Origin of the sequence: Heliomarina baculiformis (assembly GCF_019966545.1) — a bacterium.
In the GTDB taxonomy this organism is placed as follows: Bacteria; Pseudomonadota; Alphaproteobacteria; order Rhodobacterales; family Rhodobacteraceae; genus Heliomarina; species Heliomarina baculiformis.
Genome location: NZ_JAIMIC010000004.1, coordinates 33,257 through 55,344, shown reverse-complemented (window position 1 = coordinate 55,344; position 22,088 = coordinate 33,257). Strand labels below are relative to the sequence as shown.

Annotated in this window: 21 protein-coding genes; 3 read left to right on the top strand and 18 right to left on the bottom strand. The window is 61.8% G+C overall.

Annotation, left to right across the window (positions count from 1 at the left end; genetic code table 11):
• Positions 1-120: 120 nt before the first annotated feature.
• On the bottom strand, positions 121-1,662 hold the full coding sequence (locus tag MF268_RS10165; RefSeq protein ID WP_238370761.1) for a bifunctional AfsR/SARP family transcriptional regulator/alpha/beta hydrolase: 1,542 nt from the start codon (positions 1,660-1,662) through the stop codon (positions 121-123).
• Positions 1,663-1,977: 315 nt separating this feature from the next.
• Here MF268_RS10165 and MF268_RS10160 point away from each other — a divergent pair, with 315 nt between their 5' ends.
• The 3 genes from MF268_RS10160 to MF268_RS10150 all read left to right on the top strand — a co-directional run bounded on the left by MF268_RS10160 (position 1,978) and on the right by MF268_RS10150 (position 4,099).
• On the top strand, positions 1,978-3,192 hold the full coding sequence (locus tag MF268_RS10160) for a cytochrome P450 (RefSeq protein WP_238370760.1): 1,215 nt from the start codon (positions 1,978-1,980) through the stop codon (positions 3,190-3,192).
• A 73-nt stretch (positions 3,193-3,265) separates the two neighbouring features.
• A complete protein-coding gene (locus tag MF268_RS10155) occupies positions 3,266-3,757 on the top strand; it encodes an STAS domain-containing protein (RefSeq protein WP_238370759.1) in 492 nt (163 codons plus the stop codon).
• A 93-nt stretch (positions 3,758-3,850) separates the two neighbouring features.
• Positions 3,851-4,099, top strand: coding sequence for a hypothetical protein (locus MF268_RS10150; RefSeq protein ID WP_238370758.1), 249 nt, complete (start codon positions 3,851-3,853; stop codon positions 4,097-4,099).
• Positions 4,100-4,140: 41 nt separating this feature from the next.
• Here MF268_RS10150 and MF268_RS10145 read toward each other — a convergent pair whose 3' ends face one another.
• The 17 genes from MF268_RS10145 to MF268_RS10065 all read right to left on the bottom strand — a co-directional run bounded on the left by MF268_RS10145 (position 4,141) and on the right by MF268_RS10065 (position 21,846).
• Positions 4,141-6,186 carry a hydantoinase/oxoprolinase family protein gene (locus tag MF268_RS10145; protein WP_238370757.1) on the bottom strand — a complete coding sequence of 682 codons (2,046 nt, stop codon included), beginning with the start codon at positions 6,184-6,186 and terminating at the stop codon, positions 4,141-4,143.
• A gap of 5 nt (positions 6,187-6,191) precedes the next feature.
• Entirely contained in the window at positions 6,192-7,850 is a 1,659-nt protein-coding gene (locus MF268_RS10140; RefSeq protein WP_238370756.1) for a hydantoinase B/oxoprolinase family protein, read from the bottom strand.
• A 9-nt stretch (positions 7,851-7,859) separates the two neighbouring features.
• Positions 7,860-8,717 carry an isocitrate lyase/PEP mutase family protein gene (locus MF268_RS10135; RefSeq protein WP_238370755.1) on the bottom strand — a complete coding sequence of 286 codons (858 nt, stop codon included), beginning with the start codon at positions 8,715-8,717 and terminating at the stop codon, positions 7,860-7,862.
• Positions 8,714-9,199 (bottom strand): LeuD/DmdB family oxidoreductase small subunit, encoded by a 486-nt coding sequence (locus tag MF268_RS10130; RefSeq protein ID WP_238370754.1) that lies wholly within the window; start codon positions 9,197-9,199, stop codon positions 8,714-8,716. The genes MF268_RS10135 and MF268_RS10130 overlap by 4 nt, the downstream gene beginning before the upstream one ends.
• Entirely contained in the window at positions 9,196-10,464 is a 1,269-nt protein-coding gene (locus MF268_RS10125; protein WP_238370753.1) for a 3-isopropylmalate dehydratase large subunit, read from the bottom strand. The genes MF268_RS10130 and MF268_RS10125 overlap by 4 nt, the downstream gene beginning before the upstream one ends.
• A gap of 52 nt (positions 10,465-10,516) precedes the next feature.
• Positions 10,517-11,131, bottom strand: coding sequence for a cysteine hydrolase family protein (locus MF268_RS10120; RefSeq protein WP_238370752.1), 615 nt, complete (start codon positions 11,129-11,131; stop codon positions 10,517-10,519).
• A gap of 66 nt (positions 11,132-11,197) precedes the next feature.
• A complete protein-coding gene (locus MF268_RS10115; RefSeq protein ID WP_238370751.1) occupies positions 11,198-11,962 on the bottom strand; it encodes a GntR family transcriptional regulator in 765 nt (254 codons plus the stop codon).
• Positions 11,963-12,025: 63 nt separating this feature from the next.
• Complete coding sequence (locus MF268_RS10110) at positions 12,026-12,874, bottom strand: amidohydrolase family protein (protein ID WP_238370750.1); 849 nt, start codon at positions 12,872-12,874, stop codon at positions 12,026-12,028.
• Positions 12,875-12,924: 50 nt separating this feature from the next.
• Positions 12,925-13,698 (bottom strand): ABC transporter permease, encoded by a 774-nt coding sequence (locus MF268_RS10105; RefSeq protein WP_238370749.1) that lies wholly within the window; start codon positions 13,696-13,698, stop codon positions 12,925-12,927.
• Positions 13,699-13,718: 20 nt separating this feature from the next.
• On the bottom strand, positions 13,719-14,573 hold the full coding sequence (locus tag MF268_RS10100; RefSeq protein WP_238370748.1) for an ABC transporter ATP-binding protein: 855 nt from the start codon (positions 14,571-14,573) through the stop codon (positions 13,719-13,721).
• 5 nt (positions 14,574-14,578) lie between these two features.
• Entirely contained in the window at positions 14,579-15,184 is a 606-nt protein-coding gene (locus MF268_RS10095; protein ID WP_238370747.1) for a cysteine hydrolase family protein, read from the bottom strand.
• Entirely contained in the window at positions 15,181-16,203 is a 1,023-nt protein-coding gene (locus MF268_RS10090) for an ABC transporter substrate-binding protein (protein WP_238370746.1), read from the bottom strand. The genes MF268_RS10095 and MF268_RS10090 overlap by 4 nt, the downstream gene beginning before the upstream one ends.
• Positions 16,204-16,415: 212 nt before the next feature.
• Entirely contained in the window at positions 16,416-17,588 is a 1,173-nt protein-coding gene (locus tag MF268_RS10085; RefSeq protein ID WP_238370745.1) for a serine hydrolase domain-containing protein, read from the bottom strand.
• A gap of 4 nt (positions 17,589-17,592) precedes the next feature.
• Positions 17,593-19,041 carry a class I adenylate-forming enzyme family protein gene (locus tag MF268_RS10080; protein ID WP_238370744.1) on the bottom strand — a complete coding sequence of 483 codons (1,449 nt, stop codon included), beginning with the start codon at positions 19,039-19,041 and terminating at the stop codon, positions 17,593-17,595.
• Between the two features lies 1 nt (position 19,042).
• Positions 19,043-19,909, bottom strand: a complete 867-nt coding sequence (locus MF268_RS10075) for an amidohydrolase family protein (RefSeq protein WP_238370743.1) — start codon at positions 19,907-19,909, stop codon at positions 19,043-19,045.
• A gap of 65 nt (positions 19,910-19,974) precedes the next feature.
• Positions 19,975-20,928, bottom strand: coding sequence for a carbon-nitrogen hydrolase family protein (locus MF268_RS10070; protein ID WP_238370742.1), 954 nt, complete (start codon positions 20,926-20,928; stop codon positions 19,975-19,977).
• 147 nt (positions 20,929-21,075) lie between these two features.
• Positions 21,076-21,846, bottom strand: a complete 771-nt coding sequence (locus tag MF268_RS10065; RefSeq protein WP_238370741.1) for a GntR family transcriptional regulator — start codon at positions 21,844-21,846, stop codon at positions 21,076-21,078.
• Positions 21,847-22,088 lie beyond the last annotated feature (242 nt).

The window sequence follows — 22,088 nt, the reverse complement described above, 5'->3', positions numbered from 1 at the left end:
AAATTGACGCGCCGCCGTATCCGCGCGCAGTCTTTCCGCGACGGAAGGGTGAGTCAACTTGCATATCTGCCGCGCGGCATTTTTTCCCCGAATGCGTGTTTTCGGGGTTTTGTACTGTCCCTAAATACCTTGCTCCACAAGGAAATCCTGGATCGCGTTCATGCAGACCCCCCAGGCCGGTTCATAGTCCACAAGCACATGATTGCGGCTTTCCAGCGTGACAAAGCGGGCGTCGGGAATGTCCGAGGCCATGGCGCGGCCGACCTCGTAGGGGATGCGCTGGTCGTGGCGCGAGTGCAACACGATGGTCGGGGCCTGCACCTTGGAGAGCTGGTGACGCACGTCGATATAGCCAAAGGCATCTTGGAACCGCGCGGCATTTTCCGCCGAGGTGGTGCGACGCTGAAAGTCGTCGAACCATGCGAGATCCTCGGGGTGGGCGTCAGGCATGAAGGTCTGCGAAAAGATGTGTCGGTAGGCGGGGTTATCCGTCCCCCAGCCGACCTCGGTCAGGCTGCGCACTGCCTCTCGGCGGGCCTGTTCCTCGGGGCTGGAAAGATGGCGCCAGCCGGCCGCGTAGCCGCCGACAAGGATAAGGCCCGAAACCCGTTCAGGATGGCGCACCGCGTATTCGATACAGACGGCGGCCCCCTGCGAGATTCCGAGCAGCGGAAAGCGCTCAAGTGACAGCTTGTCGGCGACGGTCTCGAGATCTTCGACAAAGGCGTCAAAGCTGAGATCTTCGACCTCCCAGTCCGAGAGGCCGCAGCCGCGTTCATCATAACGGATGAAACTACGCGAGCGGGCCAGTTCGCCGAAACACATGCCCCAGATCGGGGTGCCCCAGTCGAATTCCAGGTGGGTCAGCCAGTTCGCGGCCTTGAGCAGGGGCGGACCCTCGCCCAATGTCGCAAAGGCGATTTTCGTCCCGTCCGGTACGTTGCAAAAGCCGATCCGCTGGGTTCGCAGGGCCTTGGTCTCGGGGGGTTCCGGAGCGCGGGCCAGTGGCGCGGGCGTATCCGTATCACCCTGCCCGGCCTCGTAATTCTCGGCGCCTTCGGGGTCGATCTCGTGCCAGAGGCGGAGCCATTTGCGGGCGGAAATCCCTGCTTCGGGATGGGTGGCAAGCTGCCGAAGCACATTGGCCTGAAGGGCCAGCATATCTTCACGCTCTGCGATCAGCCACGAGGTAAATGCCTCGTCCCCGGCGCTGTCGAGTCCGTCGAGAAAGACCGCGTTGAGCTGGCGTGCCATGGTTTCGAGATCGGCAAGCGGGATGGCGCACTGCGAGTCGCGCATCCGGGCGCTCAGTCGGTGGACATCGACATCCATACCGGAGGTATCGATAGAGACCCTTTCCCGGTCGGCGATGATCCGGGGGTGACCGGCGCTGTCGACCACCTTGCGCAGCTTGCTGAGCGACCAGCGCAACGCCGCCTTTGGGTCGTCGGGCAGATCCCAGAACAGCTCGCACAGCCGCTCGCGACGGTGGGGACGTTGGGTGGTAATCAGAAAGGCAAGAAGCGCGCGCGCCTTGCGCGACGACGGCAGAGCCATCTCCTGCCCGTCCCGCACCACCTTCAGCTCACCCAGAAGCGTTATTTCAATTCCGTCGATCATCTTGTCGCCGCAGGTCGGAGAACCCGGTCTGCTAAAAACCATATCGATTACCCCTGACAGTTTCACTCGGCCATGGAGGAAAGCCATGCCGTTTGAGTTCGTTTTCGGTTTCAAGGCGGTCCGGCAGCACAAATTCTGTGCTCTCCAACCGAGCCAGGGAATGCGGCCTTGAGGTGAGTCGTTCCGCGCCTTCCCCTAGGTCAATTCTGCTGCCTGTGCGAGAGCAAGAATGCGGAAACCACGGCAAAAGAGTACGAATACAACACTCGTTACCACGCTTGTCACAACGAGAAGGCGCGAAAAAGGGCGGTATCCCGAAGCATCGGGGAACAAGACAGTCGATCGAAAGCCCGCGCCATGACCGAACAAGTTACCCCGAGCCCCCGTGCCCCCGTGCAAATCGACACTGACATCTTCGGCGGTGATCCGCATGGCGTATTGGCTGGATTGCGGAAAGACCATGCGGCGGTTCAGACGGCACCGCGCCAGTATCTTGTGCTGCGCGGAGAGGATGTTGTTTCCCTGCTGGGCGATCCGTCGATCCTGCAATGCCCGGGTCCGGATTATGTCGAGATGAAAAGGGTGCCCGAGGGTTTTACCGCCCGGCTGCTGCGCGATTTCTTCCTGCTGTCGAACGGCGAGGTGCATCGCCAGAAACGTGGCATGTTCGCGCGCAGCTTTGGCCATCGGCTGATGCAGCAATCGCGGCCGATCGTGCGTGACGTGGCGAACAGGATCGTGGCCGATCTCCCCCGGGGCGAGACATTCGATTTTGTCGAACACATGGCCTCGCTGGTGCCGGCGCATATGATCGCGGCGATCCTTGGCCTGCCGCGTGTCGATACCCGGTATTTCACGCGCTGCGTCTATGACATTTCGCAAGCGGTCGATCCTGTCTATCCGCATCATCTGCATGACAGGATCGAGAATGCGACGGGCGAACTGTTCGACTATGTCGATGACCAGTTGAAAGCGCGTTTGACCCGTCCGCGCGAGGATCTGCTGTCGATGCTTGTATCGAACTGGCAGGAAGAGCCGAAGCTGAACTTTGAGAGCCTGATCTTTCAGGTGCTCGGGATGATCGTCGCGGCCAGCGATACGACACGGTCGGGGTTCGCGATGCTGGTGGCACTGCTGCTTGAGAGCGGGGACTGGTCAGAGGTGCGGGCCGATCCCGCACTGATCCCCGGCGCGGTCAACGAGTCGCTGCGGTATGAACCGGCGGTCGGGTCGATTCCGCGTTTCGCCTCGGTCCCGGTGACCATCGGGGACTCGGTTCTGCCTACCGGGTCCATGCTGCGGCTGTCGACCATGTCAGCGATGCGCGACCCGGCAATCTATCGCGATCCGACCCGGTTCGATATCCGCCGGAACGACCACCCGAAATTGCACATGGTGTTCGGGCGCGGCCCGCATCGCTGCATCGGCGAGATGCTGGCCCGGATCGAAATGGAAGAGGGGCTGGCCGCCCTTCTGGACGCGGCGCCGACCCTTCGGTTGGAAAAGATGCCGGAGCTGGTCGGCTATGGCGGACTGCGACGGGTAACACCAATGCCCACAACAATAATTTAATTTGAACATTTTTTTGAACCAAGACCGCCATTCCGGCGACCAAGTCATATCCATTATCGAAAGGACTTTAGCTGTGCATGTAACAAGTATCGCCCATGATGATCAGTTGTTTGTTACGATTGAGGGCAAGATAAACTCCAGTTCGTCCGGCCTTTTGTTCGACACGCTTGTCGAGCAGGTCCGGGCGGGCTGGCAACATATCACGCTGGATCTGACCGGCCTGCAGGGACTGACCCGCGCCGGGTGCCGAGGCATCATCGTCGCCGGAAAGCTGCTGCAACAGACGGGCGGCGAGTTGTGTGTCGTCGGGGCCAATGCCACCTGCGAGACCTTTCTCAAATCGCTTGGATACCGCCACCTGCTGCATATCCGTCCGTTGGGAACGACCGTCGAAGAGACACGTCCGGTAGTGGAGCAGCAGCTTGTTGCCATGTCCGATCCGATGGCTGTTTCGCTGGTGGAATTCCTGACTAGGACGGCCTGGAAACAGGGTGTAGCACCCGCGTCGCGGCGCTGCGGGAAGCCCAAGGCCAAACATGTGATGGCCCTTGCCATGACCGGATGAACGGAAATTTCAACACCCGTTCGGCGCCATGAATATTTATTCAGACCACCTATTCAAATTGACCAGTACCCTTTTATTCGAGGAATTCATTAAATGTTTACTGATAGTTTCTTTCGGGCAATCATTGAAATGCCCAGCATCATTCGCCTTCCCGCCAGCCGCGGTGTTGATCAGGTCCGCAAGGAGCGTAACCGCTTTAGCCCGGTTGGACGCCGACGCAACAGGGACTACCAGATCCTGCCCGATCATCTTCGGCAGGATGTGGGGCTTAGCCATGACTCCGCCCGCTCTGAATACAAGAGACGGCGGCGCTCGGAGGCGCATAGTATTCTTTTTGATTAATATGAAGGGCCGGATATTTTCCGGCCCTTCGTTTGCGTGGCCTAGTCTGCGGCCAGAACGATATTGCCGAAATCATCCACGCGGGCGGTCTGCCCCAACTCGACGATGATGGTCGTATCGAGTTGTTCGAGGATGGCGGGCCCGGCGACAACGCTGCCGACGGCGAGCGCGAGCCGGTCATAGACCGGCGTGTCATGCCAGCCGCCGTCGGCATACATCTGGCGGCGCGAGGCGATGGCGTCTTCGGGTTTGGTGTCGGTCGTGGGGGCCAGCACCCGGAGATCGAATTTCGGCCGCCGCCCGATGGCCGAGACCCGCAGGTTCAGCACCCGGATCGCGACGTTTTCGAGGTGGCTGCCAAAGGCGGTGTCATAGGTCGCCTCGAAGGCGGCCTTGATCTGGTCACGGTCCGACAGCGCGTCAAGCGCGACGGGAACGGCGACCGTGTGGGTCTGGCCGAGATAGGACATGTCGAGTTCGACCAGCAGATCGCGCCCGGTAAAGCTGATGCCGCCATCGCCGAGCAGGGCAAGACCTTCGTCGCCTATGGCGCGGGCCTGTGCGGCGAGCGCGTCTGTATCGAGCGCGCCGAGGATACCGTTGACCGTGCGCACCTGATCATGGCGCATGTCGGCGATCACACAGCCCAGCGCCGAGGCGACACCGGGATAACGCGGGACAAGAGCGCTTTTCAGACCAACCTCGCCGATCAGAGCGCCCGCATGCAGCGCGCCGCCGCCGCCGAAGGGCAGTGCCGAGAAATCGCGCGGGTCATAGCCGCGTTCGATGGAGACGAGACGCAGAGCACCGGCAAGCCGCGCATTGGCGACCTTGAGGATCGCGGCGGCAGCTTCGATTGCATCGAGGCCGAGCGGTTCGCCGACATGTTTCAGGATTGCGGCCTTGGCGGCCTCGACATCCAGCCGGTCGAGCTTGCCGCCGATGGGGCGGTCGGCGTTGATCCGGCCCAGTACCACGTTGGCGTCAGTCACGGTGGGACGGTCATTACCCTGCCCATAAGCAACCGGGCCGGGGATCGAGCCCGCGCTTTCAGGACCGATCTGAAGGATACCCGCATCGTCGACCCAGGCGATGGAACCGCCACCCGCGCCGATGGTCGAGATCTCGATCATCGGCGAGCGCACCACCATGCCAAAGTCAATGGAGGTCTGCGCGGCGAGGTGGGTTTCGCCGCCCGCGATCAGGGAGACGTCAAAGGACGTACCGCCCATGTCGCAGGTAATCACGTTTTCAAAGCCAGCGGCAGCAGCGATTTCGGCCGAGGCAATCACCCCGGCGGCAGGGCCGGAGAGCGCGGTGCGCACGGGCAGCTGACGCGCCGTGTCCACGGTCATCACGCCGCCGTTCGACTGCACGATCAGGAGATCGCCGCCAAAGCCCTCTTCGCCCAGGCGGGTGTTGAGTCGGTCGAGATAGGAGGCCACGACCGGTTGCAGATAGCCGTTCAGCGCGGCGGTGGAGGTCCGTTCAAACTCGCGGATTTCCGGAAGCAGGCGCGTGGCGGCGGTCAGGTGTTCGTTCGGCCAGATTTCGGCTAATACCTTCAACGCCTCTTCCTCATGCGCGGTATTCGCATAGGCGTTCACAAAGGCCACGACGACCGCCTCGGCCCCCTGATCGAGCAGGGTTTGCGCGGCGGCGCGGAGCGCGTCGTGATCGAGCGGGGTGTCGATGGTGCCATCAGCGAGGATGCGTTCGGGCACCTCCATGCGCATGTCGCGCGGGATCACGGGCGTATATTCGCCGCGCAGCCCCCATGTGGCGGGGCGGTCGCGGCGCCGCATTTCGAGCACGTCGCGGAAACCTTCGCTGGTGATGAGCCCGCACTTCGCGCCCTTGCGTTCAAGAAGCGCATTGGTGCCGACCGTGGTGCCGTGCACGATCGTGCCGACCTCGGCCAGTTTTGTGTTGTTGCGCGACAGCCCGTCGAGGAAACCGTCAGCCTCGCGGCCGCGGGTCGAAGGCACCTTGACCACGTCGATGGCACCGGTGGATTCGTCGAGGAAAAAGAGATCGGTGAACGTGCCGCCGACATCGACGCCGATTACGGTCGATTTATCCGTCATGATTGTTACGCCTTATCTTTCGTCTCGACATAGCCCAGCCGCTGATCCTGCTCGGTCAGGGCGGGCGCGCGTTTGCCTGGGTCGCCCCAGCCGCCGCCGCCGGGCGTCTCTAAGCGGACCCGCTGGCCTTTGGTGAGTTTCAGCCCGGTCATCTTGGAAGTCATCGGCGGTTCGGCCCAGCCGCCCTGCCCGTCGGGGAAGGTGAAGCGGTTGCGCAGGGCTGCGCCGCCGCCGTTGACGCCCGGGGGCGGGGTGCGGCCGCGTTCGCCAAACAGGAACGCCTGCGCGTCATCGGCCAGCAGCTCGATTTCATAGATCGCGCCGAGACCGCCACGATATTCTCCCTCGCCGCCGGAATTGGGGCGCAGCGCCCATTGGGTGAATTTCACCGGGTAGGCGGATTCGAGGATTTCCAGCGGCGGGATGGTCGCGGTGGAGATCGGCGCGTTGCCGTGGTTCAGACCGTCGCCGTCGCTATGGCCGCCGTGACCACCGCCGAAGAAGGAGAACATGACCCAGCGCTGACCGCCGGGGTTATGCCCCGAGATCGAGAGCGCGTTGATCGTACCATAGGCGGGGGCCGGTGCGATTTCCGGCGTGGCCTGCGCAAAGCACTGAAACACAACGTCGATCAGGCGCAGGATGGTTTCCGTATAGCCGCCGACGGGGCGCGGGGCCTTGGCGCAGAGCAGGCTTTCCTCGGGCAGGTCGATCTGCACCGGTTCGAGCACGCCGCCATTGGCGGGAACGTCTGGGAAGACATGTTTCAGCGCCACGTAACAGGCGGCCTCGGCCGTCGAGCGCGAGATGTTGAGCGGGCCCATGCATTGCGCGGAGGTGCCGGTGAAATCGAGGGTCAGTTCCTCGTCCTTGACCGTGACCTTGAGCGTGATTTGCATCTGCTCGTCGGTTATGCCGTCGTTGTCGAGGTAATCGGTCGCGCTCCACGTGCCATCTGGCAGGCCCGCGATCCGGGCGCGCATCAGCACCGCGCCACGGTCGCGCAGGGTGGTGAGCGCCTGCTGCACCGTGGGTCCTGAGTATTCATCAAGCAGCGCGTCGAGGCGGCGGATGCCCAGTTGCAGCGCGTTCACCTGCCCATTCATGTCGCCATAGACGCTGCGCGGCAGGCGGCTGTTGGCGCTGAGGATGGTCACGATATCGGGGTTCAGCTTGCCGCCCGAGTAGAGCTTGACCGGCGGGATCAGCATCCCCTCCTGGAAGCTCTCGGTGGCGACGGGGTTGTAGTTGCCGGGCACGTTACCGCCCACGTCATGCCAGTGACCGACCGAGGCGATCCAACAGAACAGCTCTCCGTCGCGGAAATAGGGGCGGATCAGCTTGAAATCCGACAAGTGCGTGCCGCCGTCATAAGGATCGTTGAAGATATATACGTCGCCGTCCGACAGGTTGCCGTCTTCGCGGGCCTTGTCGATGACGGCCTTGGTGGCATAGGCCATCGCGCCGACAAAGATCGGCAGGCCGGATTTGCCCTGGATGAGGGTCTCGCCGGTTTCGGCATGGTAGAGACCGTGGCTGGCGTCATGTGCCTCGGCGATGATCGGGTTGAAGGCCGAGCGGAACAGGGTGGCGTCCATCTCGTCGGCGATCTGTTCGAGGCGGCCCTTGAGAACCGCCAGCGTGATCGGGTCCATATCGCTCATGCGTAGATCCTATTCGTCATAGCTGTGGCCGCGCGCGATGAAACCGGGCGTGCCAAGCACATCGTTCAGCGAGTTGAAATCGTGCATCCGGTCGGCGAAAGGCCGGGTGGTGCCGTTGTCGCGCAGGGATTTGAAGAATTCCTGCCCCATCCACGCCAGCGCGCGCACGAAGGCGCCGGGGAAGATCACCATCGAATAGCCCAGGGCCTGAAGATCGGCGGCCGAGGAGAGCGGTGTCTTGCCGCCTTCGACCATATTGGCCATGAGCGGGATGCGGCTCCCCAGTTTCTCGCCCACTTCGCGCAGGGCGTCGGTTGTTGGCGGGGCTTCGACAAAGAGCATGTCTGCCCCGGCTTCGACATAGGCCTCGGCCCGGTCGAGCGCGGCAGAGAGACCTTCGACCGCGACCGCGTCGGTGCGGGCGATCACCAGCATGTTTTCGTCCCGGCGCGCATCGACGGCGGCGCGTATCTTGCCTGCCATCGCATCGGTCGAGATCAGCGTCTTGCTATCAAGATGCCCGCAGCGTTTCGGGAATGTCTGGTCTTCGAGCTGGATCGCCGAGGCCCCGGCATCGCCATAGGCATGCACGGTGCGCTGGACGTTGAGCGCGTTCCCGAAACCGGTGTCACCGTCGACGATCAGCGGCAGGGTGATACGTTGCGACAGCGCGCGCACCGTATCGGCCATTTCCGACATGCCGACGAGGCCGATATCGGGGAGGCCAAAGCGGGTGTAGGAGACCGAAGCGCCCGAGACATAGGCCGCCTCGAACCCGGCCTGCTCGATCAGCATGGCCGACAGCCCGTCATAACACCCCGGAGCCACGAGGATTTCCGGCTGTTGCAGCCGTTCGCGCAGGTTCATGTAATCCTCGTCTTTTCTAGATAGGGGATAAGGCCACCGGCGGCGACCATGTCCATCAGCCGTTCCGGGATCGGTTCGCAGTAGTGGACGCGGCCGCCTTCTTCGGTGGCTGTGCCGGCCAGCGGATCGACAGTCAGCCGGGTGCCGGGGGCGATTTCATGGGCAGTGGGGCAGACCATGACCGGCAGGCCAAGGTTCAGCGCATTGCGATAGAAGATCCGCGCGAAGGACCGGGCCAGAACGCAGCCGATGCCGTTCAGGATCAGGCAGCTTGCGGCCTGTTCGCGCGACGATCCGGTGCCGAATTCGAAACCGGCGGTCACGATGTCGCCCGGTTCGGCGCGGTTGGTGAAATCGGGGTCGACCGCTTCGAGACAGTGTTTCGCCATCTCGTTGATCGGGCCCTTCATATAGGCGCCGGGCGACAGCAGGTCGGTGTCGATCTTGTCGCCGAAGGCGTGGGTTTTGCCGTCGATCTTCATGTCAGCATGTCCCGTGGGTCTGCGATTTCTCCGGCGACGGCGGCAGCGGCCACCGTATAGGGCGAGGCGAGCCAGACTTCGGCATTGGCCGAGCCCATGCGGCCCTGAAAGTTGCGCGAGGTCGAGGCGATGCAAACCTCGCCATCGGCAAGGATGCCCGCACCCATACCGGCGCAGGCGCCGCAGCCCGAAGGCAAAAGGATCGCCCCCGCCTCGGTCAGGATTTCGAGAGTGCCGTCGCGGGTTGCCTCGGCGGTGATCTTGGTGGAGGCTGGGGCGAGCAGCAAGCGCACGTCGTCGGCGACCTTGCGACCCTTGAGCACGCGCGCGGCCATGTGAAGGTCGTTCAACTTGGCCCCGGTGCAGGCTCCGATATAGGCCTGCGATACCCGCGTGCCGATACTGTCGGTGACATCATGGGTGTTCGCAGGGGAATGCGGCGCGGCCACCTGCGGGGCGAGGTTGGGCGTATCGATCACCACTTCGCTTTCGATCTCGGCGTCAGGGTCGCCTTGCAGCTCGCGCTCTCCGACACCAGCGCCGACCCGTTCCAGCCATTCATGGGTGGTGGAATCGGGGGCAATGATCCCGGTCTTGGCCCCGAGTTCGGCGGACATGTTGCAGAGCGTCATGCGTTCGGACATTTCCATCGCCTCGACCGCCGGGCCGGCATATTCCGCAACCCGGTAGTTCATCGAAACCGGATCAACTGTGGCGCAGAGGTGCAGCATGATGTCCTTTGCGCTGACGCCGGGCGGCAGGCTCCCGGTGCAGGAATAGCGCACGGTCGAAGGCACACGCAGCCAGATTTCGCCCGTGACGAGGACGCCGAGCATGTCGGTCGCGCCGATGCCGACCATGACCGCGCCCCATGCGCCGCCGGTGCAGGAATGGCTGTCGCCGCCGACCGCCATCATACCGGGCTGGATCAGCCCGTTTTCCGGCAGGACGACATGGCAGATGCCCTTCATGTCAAAGAACCGGCGCACTTGGGTTTCGCGCGCCCATTTGCGCGTCAGATCAAGGATTTGCGCGCTTTCCACATCGACGGCTGGCACGAAGTGATCGGAAACGACCACGACCTTTTCCGGGTCCCAGACCGTTGCCCCGAGCTGTTCGAGCATCGGTTTCACCCGGCGCGGTCCACCGGAATCGTGGATCATCGCAAGATCGACGTCCACCGTGACGATCTCTCCGGCGCTGACGCGATCCTTGCCGGCGGCGCGGGCCATGATCTTTTCGGTGAGGGTGGCGGGAGCGGTCATTTGGTACCTTGCTTGTCTTAAATGTTATATTGATATGTCATTCATACAATTGTCAAGCACCGGCCTCGCTTTCCACCATGTCGAGCGCTTCGGCGCAGGTCTTCACGGGGCTGACGGTGGAAAGGGAGGCAATGGTTACGTCATGGGTTTCGCGCTTGAACGCGCCGCAGCCATCGCTGAGCAGAATCGTTTCGAAATCGCGCACATGGGCGTCGCGAAGCGTGGCCGCTACTCCGCCATTGGTGACGATGCCGCAGACGATCAGCCGTTTGAGACCGGCGCGGTTCAGCACCAGTTCGAGCCGCGACATGTAAAAGGCCGAATAGGCGACCTTTTCCACCGCGAAATCCGCCGGTTGCAGGGTGTCGACAAGGGCGTTGCCCCAGCTGCCCGGTTCAAAATCGCCCGCGCCGAGGAAGGGGCGCAATTTCTTGAGATGCGGCGCGATGAGCGGCTCGCCATGGCGGCCGGGAACAAGGGTGAATTGGGTTGAAACGACCGAGCCACCGGCGGCGCGCAGCGCCTTGGCAAGCGGCGCGATACGCTCGGGGAGCGCGGCGATGTCTGCGCTCGACTGACCGGCGCGGCCATAGGCACCATCGGGGTGGATGAAGTCGTTTTGCAGATCGACGATCAGCAGGGCGGTTTCAGCGAGGGAAGCCGACATGTGAGGTTCCTTTGTCTTGGCGGGCGCGGGTTGGCCCGGTCGTGCTGTTCCGGGGCGCGGCCCGGGTCAATTTTCGGTCGTGGACCAGGATTGCGCGGCACCTTCGGCCTCGCCATCCATTGTCATGCGGTACTGGTAGCGGTCGGTGCGATAGAGGATGCGCAGGTATTCGACCGGGCGGTCGGCGTCGTCACGCACGACGCGGTTGATCGCGAGAAGCGGCGTGCCGACGACGACATCCAGCGCGGCGCTGGTCTGGGGATCGGCGAGCGCGGCGGAAAAGCTTTGCTCGGCACTCCCGACGCGGACACCGGCCATGCGCAAAAGCTCCATCATGGAATGACGGCCCATCGCCTTTTCGTCGAATTGCGCGCCGATCTCTTCGGGCAGGAAAGAGGTGAGATAGGAAAAGGGTTCGTCCTTGAAGCTCCGCACCCGGACGGCGCGCTGCACCTTTGTGTCGGCGGCAATGTCGAGCGCGGCCTGCACATCGGGCGCGGGGGAGACAAAGCCGTATTCGAGCACCTTGACCTGGGTACGGCTGCCCATGTCGTTGAGGCTTTGCAGCAGGTCGCCGATCCCGGCCACGACAGGGCGGTTCAGGGCGCTGCCGATGACCCGCGTGCCGGCACCGCGGCGCCGTTCGACCAGTCCGGCTTGCGCCAGATCGTTGATCGCGCGGGAAACGGTGATGCGCGAGACGTTGAATTCCCCGGCAAGTTCAAGCTCGGACGGGATGCGGCCCCCTGCCCCGTAAAAGCCCGCCTCGATCCGCTGGCGCAGGATCAGGGTGATCTGGTGATAGAGCGGCGTGACGACATCGTTTACCATTAATATGTCTCCCAGATCCTAGTCTTGATCCGGCCCCCGTGGGGGCCGGAAGCGCGTGCCTGTTCAGGCTGCCGGTACGTCGAGCTTGAGAACCTTGATGGCGGTTTCGCCCATCAGGTTTTCCATTGCGGCAGGCGGAATATCCAGCTTGCGCAACTCTTTGAGCGACTGGGTGATGGTCTGCACCGGCCAGTCCGTGCCCCACATCACCTTTTTGTCGCCATCCATCGTGGCAAAGCCGCGACCGGCGCAGTAGTCGATGAAGTGCTGGGTCCATGTGCTGGGCGGATGAGCGTCAGCGATGATGTAGACGTTTTCGTGACACATGGCGGCGCTTGTCATTTCAAAGTCGTAAGGCACGCCGATGTGGAGACCGATCAGGGTCAGTTCCGGGAAATCGAAAGCCGCATCCTCGATCCATTCGGGCCGCGCGCAGAGTTTACCGCCGGAGCGGGGCGACTGGCGGCCCACCTGAAGTGTGATCGGCACGTCGAGCTCGCAGCATTTCGCATAGATCGGCCAGTAGGTGCGGTCATTGATCGGTACGCCGAACCAGTGCGGGTAGACGTGGACGCCTTTGAAGCCAAGCTCCTTGACCGCGTATTCGATGTAGCGCAGCGTCTCCATCCCGCCGAGCGGGTTGATCCCGACCCAGCCGAAGAACCGGTCGGGGTATTTCTGCAGCACCGGATAGACCTCATCCGCGTGGGTCATCAGCAGCTCGCCCTTGACGCCGTTCTGCACCGTGTTCGAGATGATACCCGTCATCGAAACGCCGTTTTGGTCCATCTCGGCGATGTAGGCCTCGGGGTCGATGGCCTTGGCGTTTTCCTTGTCGATGCCTAGCACGTCATAAAGTTTCAGCTCGGTATGCGGTTTGAAATTGGTGCTGATGTCGATGATGCGGCCCATGAATGTGGTCCTTTCCTGAGTGTATTTCCTTGATCGGCAGTCTGGGTGGATCAGTCGCGGGTCGAGGTGACGGCTTCGTGCCACGGGGTGACGAAGCGGCGCAGCATGACGACGAAGAAGTAGAGAACAAGACCGAGGATGGTCAGCAGGAAGATCACGCCGAACATCGAGGTCACGTCAAAGGCGTTGAGCGTGGCAACGGCCATGTAACCAAGCCCCTGACTGCCGCCGAGATATTCGCCGACGATCGCGCCGATGGTGGCAAGCACGATGCCAACTTCCATGCCGGTAAGGATGAAGGGCAGCGCGTTCTGTAGCTCGACCTCTTTGAAGGTCTGCCAGCGCGAGGCGTTCAGGGCGAGCATCACGTCGCGATGGCCGGTTTCAACGGATTTCATGCCAAGGATCGTATTGGTCATGATCGGGAAGAAGGAGATCACCGCCGCAAGGACGACCTTGGAGGTGGGGCCAAAACCGAACCAGACGATAAACAGCGGGATCAGCGCCACTTTGGGCATGACCTGAAGCCCGACGATCAGCGGGTTGAGGGTACGCTCGAGCCAGCGGATCTTGCCGAGCAGCCCGCCAAAGACGATGCCGATGATAACCGCTATGAGGAAACCGGCGACGGTTTCATAAACGGTGATCGCGATATGTGAATAGGTCTTGGGTTCCGAGAGCAGTTCCACCGTCGCGTGCCAGACGGCGAGCGGGGGCGGCAGGATGAAAGGCGAGACCTCGAAAACGACAACGTAGAACTGCCAGATCAGGACCAGCAGGGCGAGAACCAGAGGGGTGGCGACCCAGGCGGCGTATTTTCCCATCTTATCGGCTCCTTGCGGGATCAGGCGAAGGAATCCAGGCGCTGACGGAGGCTGAGCTCGTAGTCCTGGAAGCCTTGGGTGGATTGAACATAGGTGTCGCGGGGGCGTTCGATCTCGATATCGGTGATCGTGTCCATGCGGCCCGGTCGCGGCGACAAAAGGAGGATGCGGTCGGCGAGGAAGACCGCTTCGCGGATCGAGTGGGTGACCAGCACGATGGTGCAGCCGCTTTCCATCCAGATGCGCTGAAGCTCGAGGTTCATCGCGTCGCGGGTCATCGCGTCGAGCGCACCAAAGGGTTCGTCCATCAAAAGGATCTGCGGTTTGGTTGAAAGCGCACGGGCGATGGCGGCGCGCTGGCGCATACCGCCCGAAAGCTGACGCGGCCAGCGTTTCTCAAAACCTTCAATGCCGACCATCTTGCAGAGCTCAGCCGCACGGGCGCGGCGTTCTGCCTTGGGCACGCCGCGCAGTTTCAGCGGCAGCGCGATATTGTCCTCGATGGTCATCCACGGGAACATGTTCGCTTCCTGAAAGACGACACCGAGTTCGTCCATCGCGTCATCGTTGCGGGCCTTCTTGTTCCAGAGCGGCTTGTTGTCGATCTCGACCGTGCCGGAGGTGGATTGCAGCAGCCCGGCGATGATGCGGAGCAGGGTTGTCTTGCCGCAGCCCGATGGCCCCAGCAGCACGAGAAACTCACCCTTGCCGATGTTCAGGTTCACGTCCGTCAGGGCTAGAACATCGTGGTCTTTCGTCTTGTAACGCTGCTCGACGCCGGTAAGGCGGATCATCGCGTCTTTTGCGGCCGACACCGACAGGTCGGCCGGTTGATGCTCTGGCGCCGGGTTCATTTCGGCCTTGGCTGGGGTCATTACATTCATCCTTTCAGAAGCGTCAGGGCGTCATCCACGCTGAGTTCCTTGGCAAAACCAAACTGCATCGCGGCAAGGGACGCCTCGTGCACCTTGGTGTCGAAATCGGCGCAGGCATCGGTGAGCACAAAGGTCTGATAGTCGCGCTGGCCGATATCGCGCACGGTGCTTTCGACGCACATCGAGGTCGTGACTCCGCCGACAATCACCGTATTGATGCCGCGGTCTTTCAGAACCTGTTCCAATCCGGTGTTGATGAGCGCGGAGAACCGGGGCTTGTCTATGATTACGTCCTCTGGCGCCGGGGAGACCAGCATCGACAGTTCCTCGTCTCCGCTGCCGCGTTCCAGCGCGCCGATCTTTACGAGATTGGGACGGATGCGGTTGGTCAGCTCTCCGCCATCGGTGTAGCCGGGGGCAAAAACCATGCGGGTCCAGATGATGGTGGCTCCGGCGGCGCGGGCGCGGTCGGCGACCAGCACACATTGCGTCACGGCAAGTTGCAGGGGCGCTAGATCGCGCCCCTGCCTGTCCATGGACCCGCCCGGATCGCAGAACGACACCTGAGGGTCGATCACGATCAGAGCGGTCTTATGGGGGTCGATTGTCACGAGAAGGCAAGCTGACGAACGGAGTCGTCAAAGAAGTCGCGGTCTTCGAGTTCCTCGATCAGACCAGCCTTGACCATCAGCTTATAGGCGCTGTCCCAGCTTTCCTGTTCCGAGGCCATTTTCTCGTCATAGGCACGCTGGTAGTTCGGCATACCGAATTCAAGCACGGCCAGACCGCCATCGGGGCGTCCTTTTTCGGCGAGGTCGTACTTGGCACCCATCGAATTGATGATTTCCATCTTGTCCTGAGTTTCGAGCATGACGCCGAGACATTCCTGAATACCCGAGAGGAAGGCTGCGAGTTCTTCCTTGCTTTCCTCGAGCTGTGCCTTGGAGGTCATGTAAACCTGACCCGGGCAAAGCGCGACGTCGTCGGTCGACCAGGAAACGATCGGTTCACCTGCCTGACGGAGCTGGAAATCGGTATCGCTAGTGGCGATGAAGGCAGAGATCCGACCTTGTTTCACCAGCTCAAAGGCGGCAGGCGCGTTACCAACGACTTCACGGCTGACCGCGTCGGCGGGGATATCCTTGGCGGCGAGCATCATGTCGAGGATGTTTTCCGTCGCGCCCGAGGGAGAGACGATGCCGATGGTCTTGCCTTCCATGTCTTCGGGCGAATTGATAGCGCCATCTTCGGCGCTGATGACGTAGAAAAGATCGCGTTCGTAGATTTCGGCAATCGCAACGACCGAAGGATCCTTGGCATAGGCCTTGATCAGGTCGGTACCGCCGGTCCGCGAGACCAGTGCGCGGCCTGCGGTCACCTGCTGAACCGCCATCGAGGAACCGCGACCGCCTTCGACGGTGACGTTGAGGCCGTGCTTTTCAAAGATGCCGCTGGTGTCGCCGTACATAGCGGCGGCAAAGTTGATCAGGTAGCCGAAGGGCGTCAGGTAGGTGACATTCTTGAGGTCCTGTGCATTACCGAGACGCGGCAGACCGGTAAGCGCGGTCCCGAGCGCGAGACCCTGCATACCGGCAACGAAAGACCGGCGGTTCATGATTAGTTTCGACATTGTATCTTCCCTATTTGCGTTTTGCTGGATGCCTGCGTTTCCCGTCGCAGGTTCTGGGTGATCTTCCGTGCCCGGTGTCTCTTATGGATTCTCGCCGAGTCGGTTAGGCTATTTGTCATATCAATATAACATTAGATCTAAGTTTGCCTGTCGATCAATAGATTCTTGCGACAATCCTCTCATGCCCTTGCCGATTGATCATTTTGCGAGCTTTACAGGCAGCCATAGACGAGGCGCCGCAGCAGGCTGATGAATTCGCGCCGGTTGGTCGGGGACTGCATGAGAAACGCGCAGGAGAGGTCCCGTTCGGGATCGACCCAGGCATAGGTCCCCGAGAGGCCAGACCATGAAAAATCGCCGGGCGTTCCCGGCAGGCATGCCAGTCCCGGCGCGGTGCGCACGAGCACACCAAGACCGAAGCCGTTACCCTGATACGGATAAGGGGCCATCGGACCGAGCAGGTCGCAATCGGGATCGAAATGCACACCCGGGGGCAGATGGTTCGAGGTCATCCAGTCAAAGATCGCCGGGGAGAGGATGCGCGCCTGACCATGACTGCCCCGCCCGGCGAGAATCGCCATGAAGCGTTTCATATCCCCGGCAGTGACAAAGAGGCCGTGGCCGCCGGAGAGCCACCCGGCCTCGTAAAAATTGCGCGACCCCAGCACCGGGATCTCACCGGTTTCGGGGTCGGGTTGAGGCTGGGCGATATGACCGATCCGGTCGGGCGCGGGGCGAAAGGCGGCCTCCTCCATGCCCAGCGGCGCGAAGAGGCGGGCGCGAAAGATGTCCTCGAGCGATTTGTCTTCGATTTCCTCGAGTATCCAGCCGAGCACATCCGTCGACATGCCATAGGCAAATGTCGTGCCGGGGTGATGGGCGAGCGGCAGCGTCGCCAGTTTGGCAATGATGTCGTCGCGGCTCTGGTCGTGATCTGACATGCCCGCCGCGCGGTAAGCGGCCTGCACCGGCGAATCGGAAAACTGGCCGTAGGTGAGACCCGAGGTATGGCGGAACAGGTCATGCACCAGCATCGGGCGTTCGGGGTCGACAAGGTTGATCGCCCGCTCGCCGCTGATGGTTTCGCGTTCGATGGCCACCTTCATATCGGCAAGCGCGGGAAAATAGTGTGAGACTTCATCGGAGAGGTCCAGACGCCCCTCCTGCACATAGGTCAGCGCGACAACCGAAGTCATGATCTTGGACAGCGAGGCGAGCCGGTAAATCGTGTCGGCGGTCAGCGGATCGCCTGACTGACGGTCGCGAAAACCGCCCATCCAGTCAAAGTTTTCGCCCCGGTGCGAGATAAGAAGATGCGCGCCAGGTATTTCGCCCCTCTCGACTGCTGCGCTCAGGGCGCTGAAGACAGGGGCGAAACGGGTCATCAGGTCAGGCCGCATCCTGAGGCAATTGCGCGGCGAGTTCGGTCTTGAGTATCTTGCCGGCGCTGTTGCGGGGCATGTCGTCGATACCGATAAAGGCGACCGGACACTTATAGGGCGCGAGTTTTTCTTTGCACCATGCGGTCAGCGCGTCCTCGTCCAGCGGGTTTGCCGTGACGAAGGCCACGACTTCTTCGCCGAGGCGTTTGGAGGGACGACCGAGCACGGCGGCTTCGGAAACCGAAGGGTGTTCGCGCAGGATCGTTTCGATCTCGCCGGGGTGTATGTTTACACCGCCTCGGATGATCAGATCCTTGGTGCGGCCACGCAGGTGGATATGACCGCCTTCGTCGATCTCGGCCAAATCGCCGGGATAGAACCAGCCGTCGCGGAAGGCGTCCGCGCTGGCGGCGTCATCCTTGTAATAGCTGTCTGCGACACCGGGCCCGCGATAGCGGAACCGTCCGACAGAACCGGCAGGCAAAGGAGTGTGATCTTCATCAACGACCTGCACTTCGACCGCGAATACCGGACGGCCCACGGAATCAGGCGCGCGCAGGCGGGTTTCGGGTGTGGAAATGGATACGCCGCCGCCTTCGGTCGAGGCGTAATATTCGATGAAATTCGCGCAGACGCGGCTGCAGAGACTGATGCGCTCATCCGGGTCAAGTGGGGCGCCGCTGGAAATCAGCGTGCGCAAGTTGCGGGCCGGCGCGAGCGCGGCGTCGTCCATCTCCATCAGCTTGCGCAGTTGGGTCGGGACAAGGAAGGTGCTGGTTGCATCCACCCGCGCGATTTCATCGACCAACTGGTCTGGCTTGAACGGCGGCGGAAAGAGGATAACCGTGCCGCCCGCAAAGAGGACGGACATCGCAAAAGTCCGACCGCCGCCGAAATAGAGCGGCGTGGCCGAAACATAGCGATCCGAGGCGTTCAGGCCGAGATTGATCCAATGCGTCCAGAACCGGCGCAGCATGTGATCGTGCGTGATACAGGGGCCTTTGGGCCGCCCGGTGGTGCCTGAGGACAGCGACAACAAAAGCCCGGCCGCGCCACCCGGCGCGATGGCCGGTGCATCGTCTGTCGAGAGGGTTTCGGCAACCGTGGCCGTGATACCCGACGACAGCGTGGCGGCGTCATGCTCGATCAGGACGAGCCGGGTGCCGAAATGTTCGGCGAGCCGTTCCTTTTCTTCCTGCGTCCAACGGCAATCCATCGGCAGCAGAATCGCGCCCAGCCGGACCACGGCGTAATTCGCAGCGAGATGGTCGATCGTATCCTTGAGACAGACACCGACGAGATCACCCGTCACAATGCCCTGAGCGGCCAGCCCTGCCGCGAGGGCGCGGACATGGGCGGCGAATTCGGCGTGGGTCAGCACCGTGTCGCCGGAAATGACAGCCGGGTGGTCGGGCCGTGCGACGGCATGGATTTCCAGCGACTCGGCGAGGTTCATGTCAGCCCTCCAGCCCGTAGATCCGCAGCACGTTGTCGCGCAGGAACTTGCGTTCGGGACCGGGGCGCAGGTTGAGATCGTCGATCTCGCGCATGGTGCGTTCGAAATCCAGAACCGGGAAATCGGTGCCGAAGATGACTTTGTCCTGCCCGTAGGAGTTGATGTATTTCACAAAGGCTTCGGGCCAGTATTTCGGGGAATGCGCGTCAGAGCCGATAAAGACGTTTTCGTGTTTCCACGCCATCGCGATCATCTCATCCGTCCAGGGGATGCCGACATGGATGCCGATCAGCTTCAACTCGGGCAGGTCGCAGGCCACCGCGTCGAGCGTGATCGGGCGGCCTACGCTGCGACGGGGGTAACTTTTGTCATAGACCATCGACTGGCCCACTTGCAGCTGGATCGGCACGTCGAGTTCGATGCACTTGGCGTAGAACGGGTAGTTGCGGGCGTGATCGGGGGCCAGTTCGAACCAGTGCGGGTAGAGATGCGCGCCGATGAAACCGTCATCGCGCACCGCCGATTCCAGCGCACGGACGCCGTTCATCCCCTCGGTCGGATCGATGCCCGCGAGGCCAAGAAAACGGTCGGGGTATTTCTGCACCGCGTCGACCACCAGCTTGTAAGGCACATGGTAGCAGGAGCGGTGCAAACGGGGCCCGACCTTGGCAGCAATGAGAAAGGCCTTTTCGATCCCGGCCCTGTCCATGCGGCCCAGCATTTCCTCGAGGGAGATGCCCTCAAAGGTCTGCTGATCGACCTTCATCTTGCCAGTGTAGAAATCCTCGCGGTCGGGCCGCCCGGCGAGTGCCTCGGCGGTCCAGATATTCGCAACTGCGTCGATTGCGCCATAGTCTCTTTGGGTCACTGTCCGGCCATCCGATTTAGTATAATGCTATATCAATATGTCATATTGATTGCCCGCAGGCAAGGTCATTTGGCGCGGCCTGTCTCTACCAGCGTTTGCGCCGGGCTGCGGTTGACCTGCAGTTGCAGTATTTCAGGCCGGGAGGAGTGTCCGGCAGTATCGGCGAGCACCTTGGAGCGATAGATATCGTCCAGTTCGACATCCGCGTGGATGATCGCCTGGGTCGCGCCTTTGTGTGGGCCGGCAAGAACAGCGCCGGAGGGCGCATAGATCGCGGAACAGCCGCCGCCTGCCGTGATTTCGGCTTGCGGTCCAAGCTCCTCTTCCATCACGTCGAGATATTGTTGGGTTACGAAGTTTTCGGCGAGGATGACAAAGCACTGACCGGTGATGGCGTGCGAGCGCATGAGAATTTCGACGGTTTCGTCATAGGTGCCACCGCGTTTTGCGAGAGTTGCAAAGGTAGGCCAGCTGGCGCAGTGGATCTGCATCCGGTCGGAAATCAGCGCCTGCCGGGCAAGGTTCATCATGTGTTCGTAACAGATCAGCCCGCCAACCCGGCCCACGGGCATTTCCGCAACGATCAGCCCGGCGCCATCGCCCTGCCCCCAGAGCATACGTTCCGCAAAGGTGGGCTGCAGCTTGCGATGCACCCCAAGCAGAGCGCCTTCGGGCCCGATGAAGGCCTGTGCATTATATATAGTTCCGCCGTCGCGTTCGCTGATGCCGAGCACGACCGAGACCCCCGCCTTGCCTGCCGCCGCACAAACAGGATCGAGATCGCCCGTCGCGATATCGACAGACTGCGCGAGGTATTTCAGGTGGACGCCATGTTGGTTCCCCGGCGGGTAGAGGTTGATCCAGTAGGGGAACCCCGGCACGAAGGTTTCCGGAAAGCAAAGCAGTTCGACGCCTTTGCTCCCCGCCTCTTCGATCATGTCACAGGCGAGCGCGATGGACGCGGCCTTGTCGAGCAGGATGGAGGCCGCATGTGCGGCAGCGATGCGATGGACAGCCATTGAGCGCTCCGTTTCGCGCAGCCGGGGCGGCGCAGGGTTTGATCTATTGATATAGCAATACGCAAAGATGCCCGAAGGTAAACCCCGGGCCGGAAGGAACGCGATCAACCGGCATTGAATGCCTGCCGTTTGATCAGACCGGGAGGATCAGTTTTCGGTGGTGGACCATGTATTCGCGCCATTCTCGCCCGCCGCGTCGAGCGTCATCTGATATTGATAACGATCCGTGCGGTAGAGAATCTTGAGGAACTCCACGCCGCGGCCACTGTCATCGCGGATGACCCTGTCGATTGCCAGCAGAGGCGTTCCCACGACCACGTCGAGCGCGGCGCCGGTTTGCGGGTCCGCCAGGGCAGCCGAAAAGCTTTGTTCGGCGCTGCCGACATTGATACCCGCGCGCTTTAAGAGATCCATGATGGGGTGCTTTCCCATGTCCTCCGCATCGAACTGGCTGCCTATGTCATCCGGCAGGAAAGATGTGAGGTGGGAAAACGGCTCTTTCTTGTAGCTGCGCACGCGAACGGCTCGCTGCACTCGCGCATCGGCGTCCAGCTCCAGCGCCGCCCGCACTTCTGGGGATGGGGCCGTGAATCCGAATTCCAGAACCTTGACCTGAGTGCGGCTGCCCATGTCGTTAAGACTTTGCAACAGCGACCCGATGCCCGCGGTCACAGGGCGGCTTAGCGCGCCGCCAACAACTCGGGTGCCCGCACCGCGACGTCGTTCGACCAGACCGGCCTGCGCGAGATCGTTGATCGCGCGGGCCACGGTAATACGGGAGACATTGAATTCGCGGGCGAGGTCCTGCTCGGACGGGATCCGGCCGTCGGGACCGTAATAGCCCGCCTCGATGCGCTGCCGGAGCACCAGCGTGATCTGGTGGTAGAGCGGCGTGACGATATCCTGTGTCGGCGTCATATGACATTCCCTGCTGCGGATGCATCATTTTTCGCCCGTTGAGCAGATGACGCAACCCCGGAGCGAATTTTTTCATCTCCGCTGTGCGGCAGAATGACGCCCGGAAACATCAATCACGATTGCATCGCACACGTCCTTTAAGGGCTCCGCGTTCGAATTCAATAGGCGCTCACGCGAAAATTTATGTTTTATAGTAAATGCTTGGGCAAATTTATGTGAACATGAAATGTGAAACTTTTGCT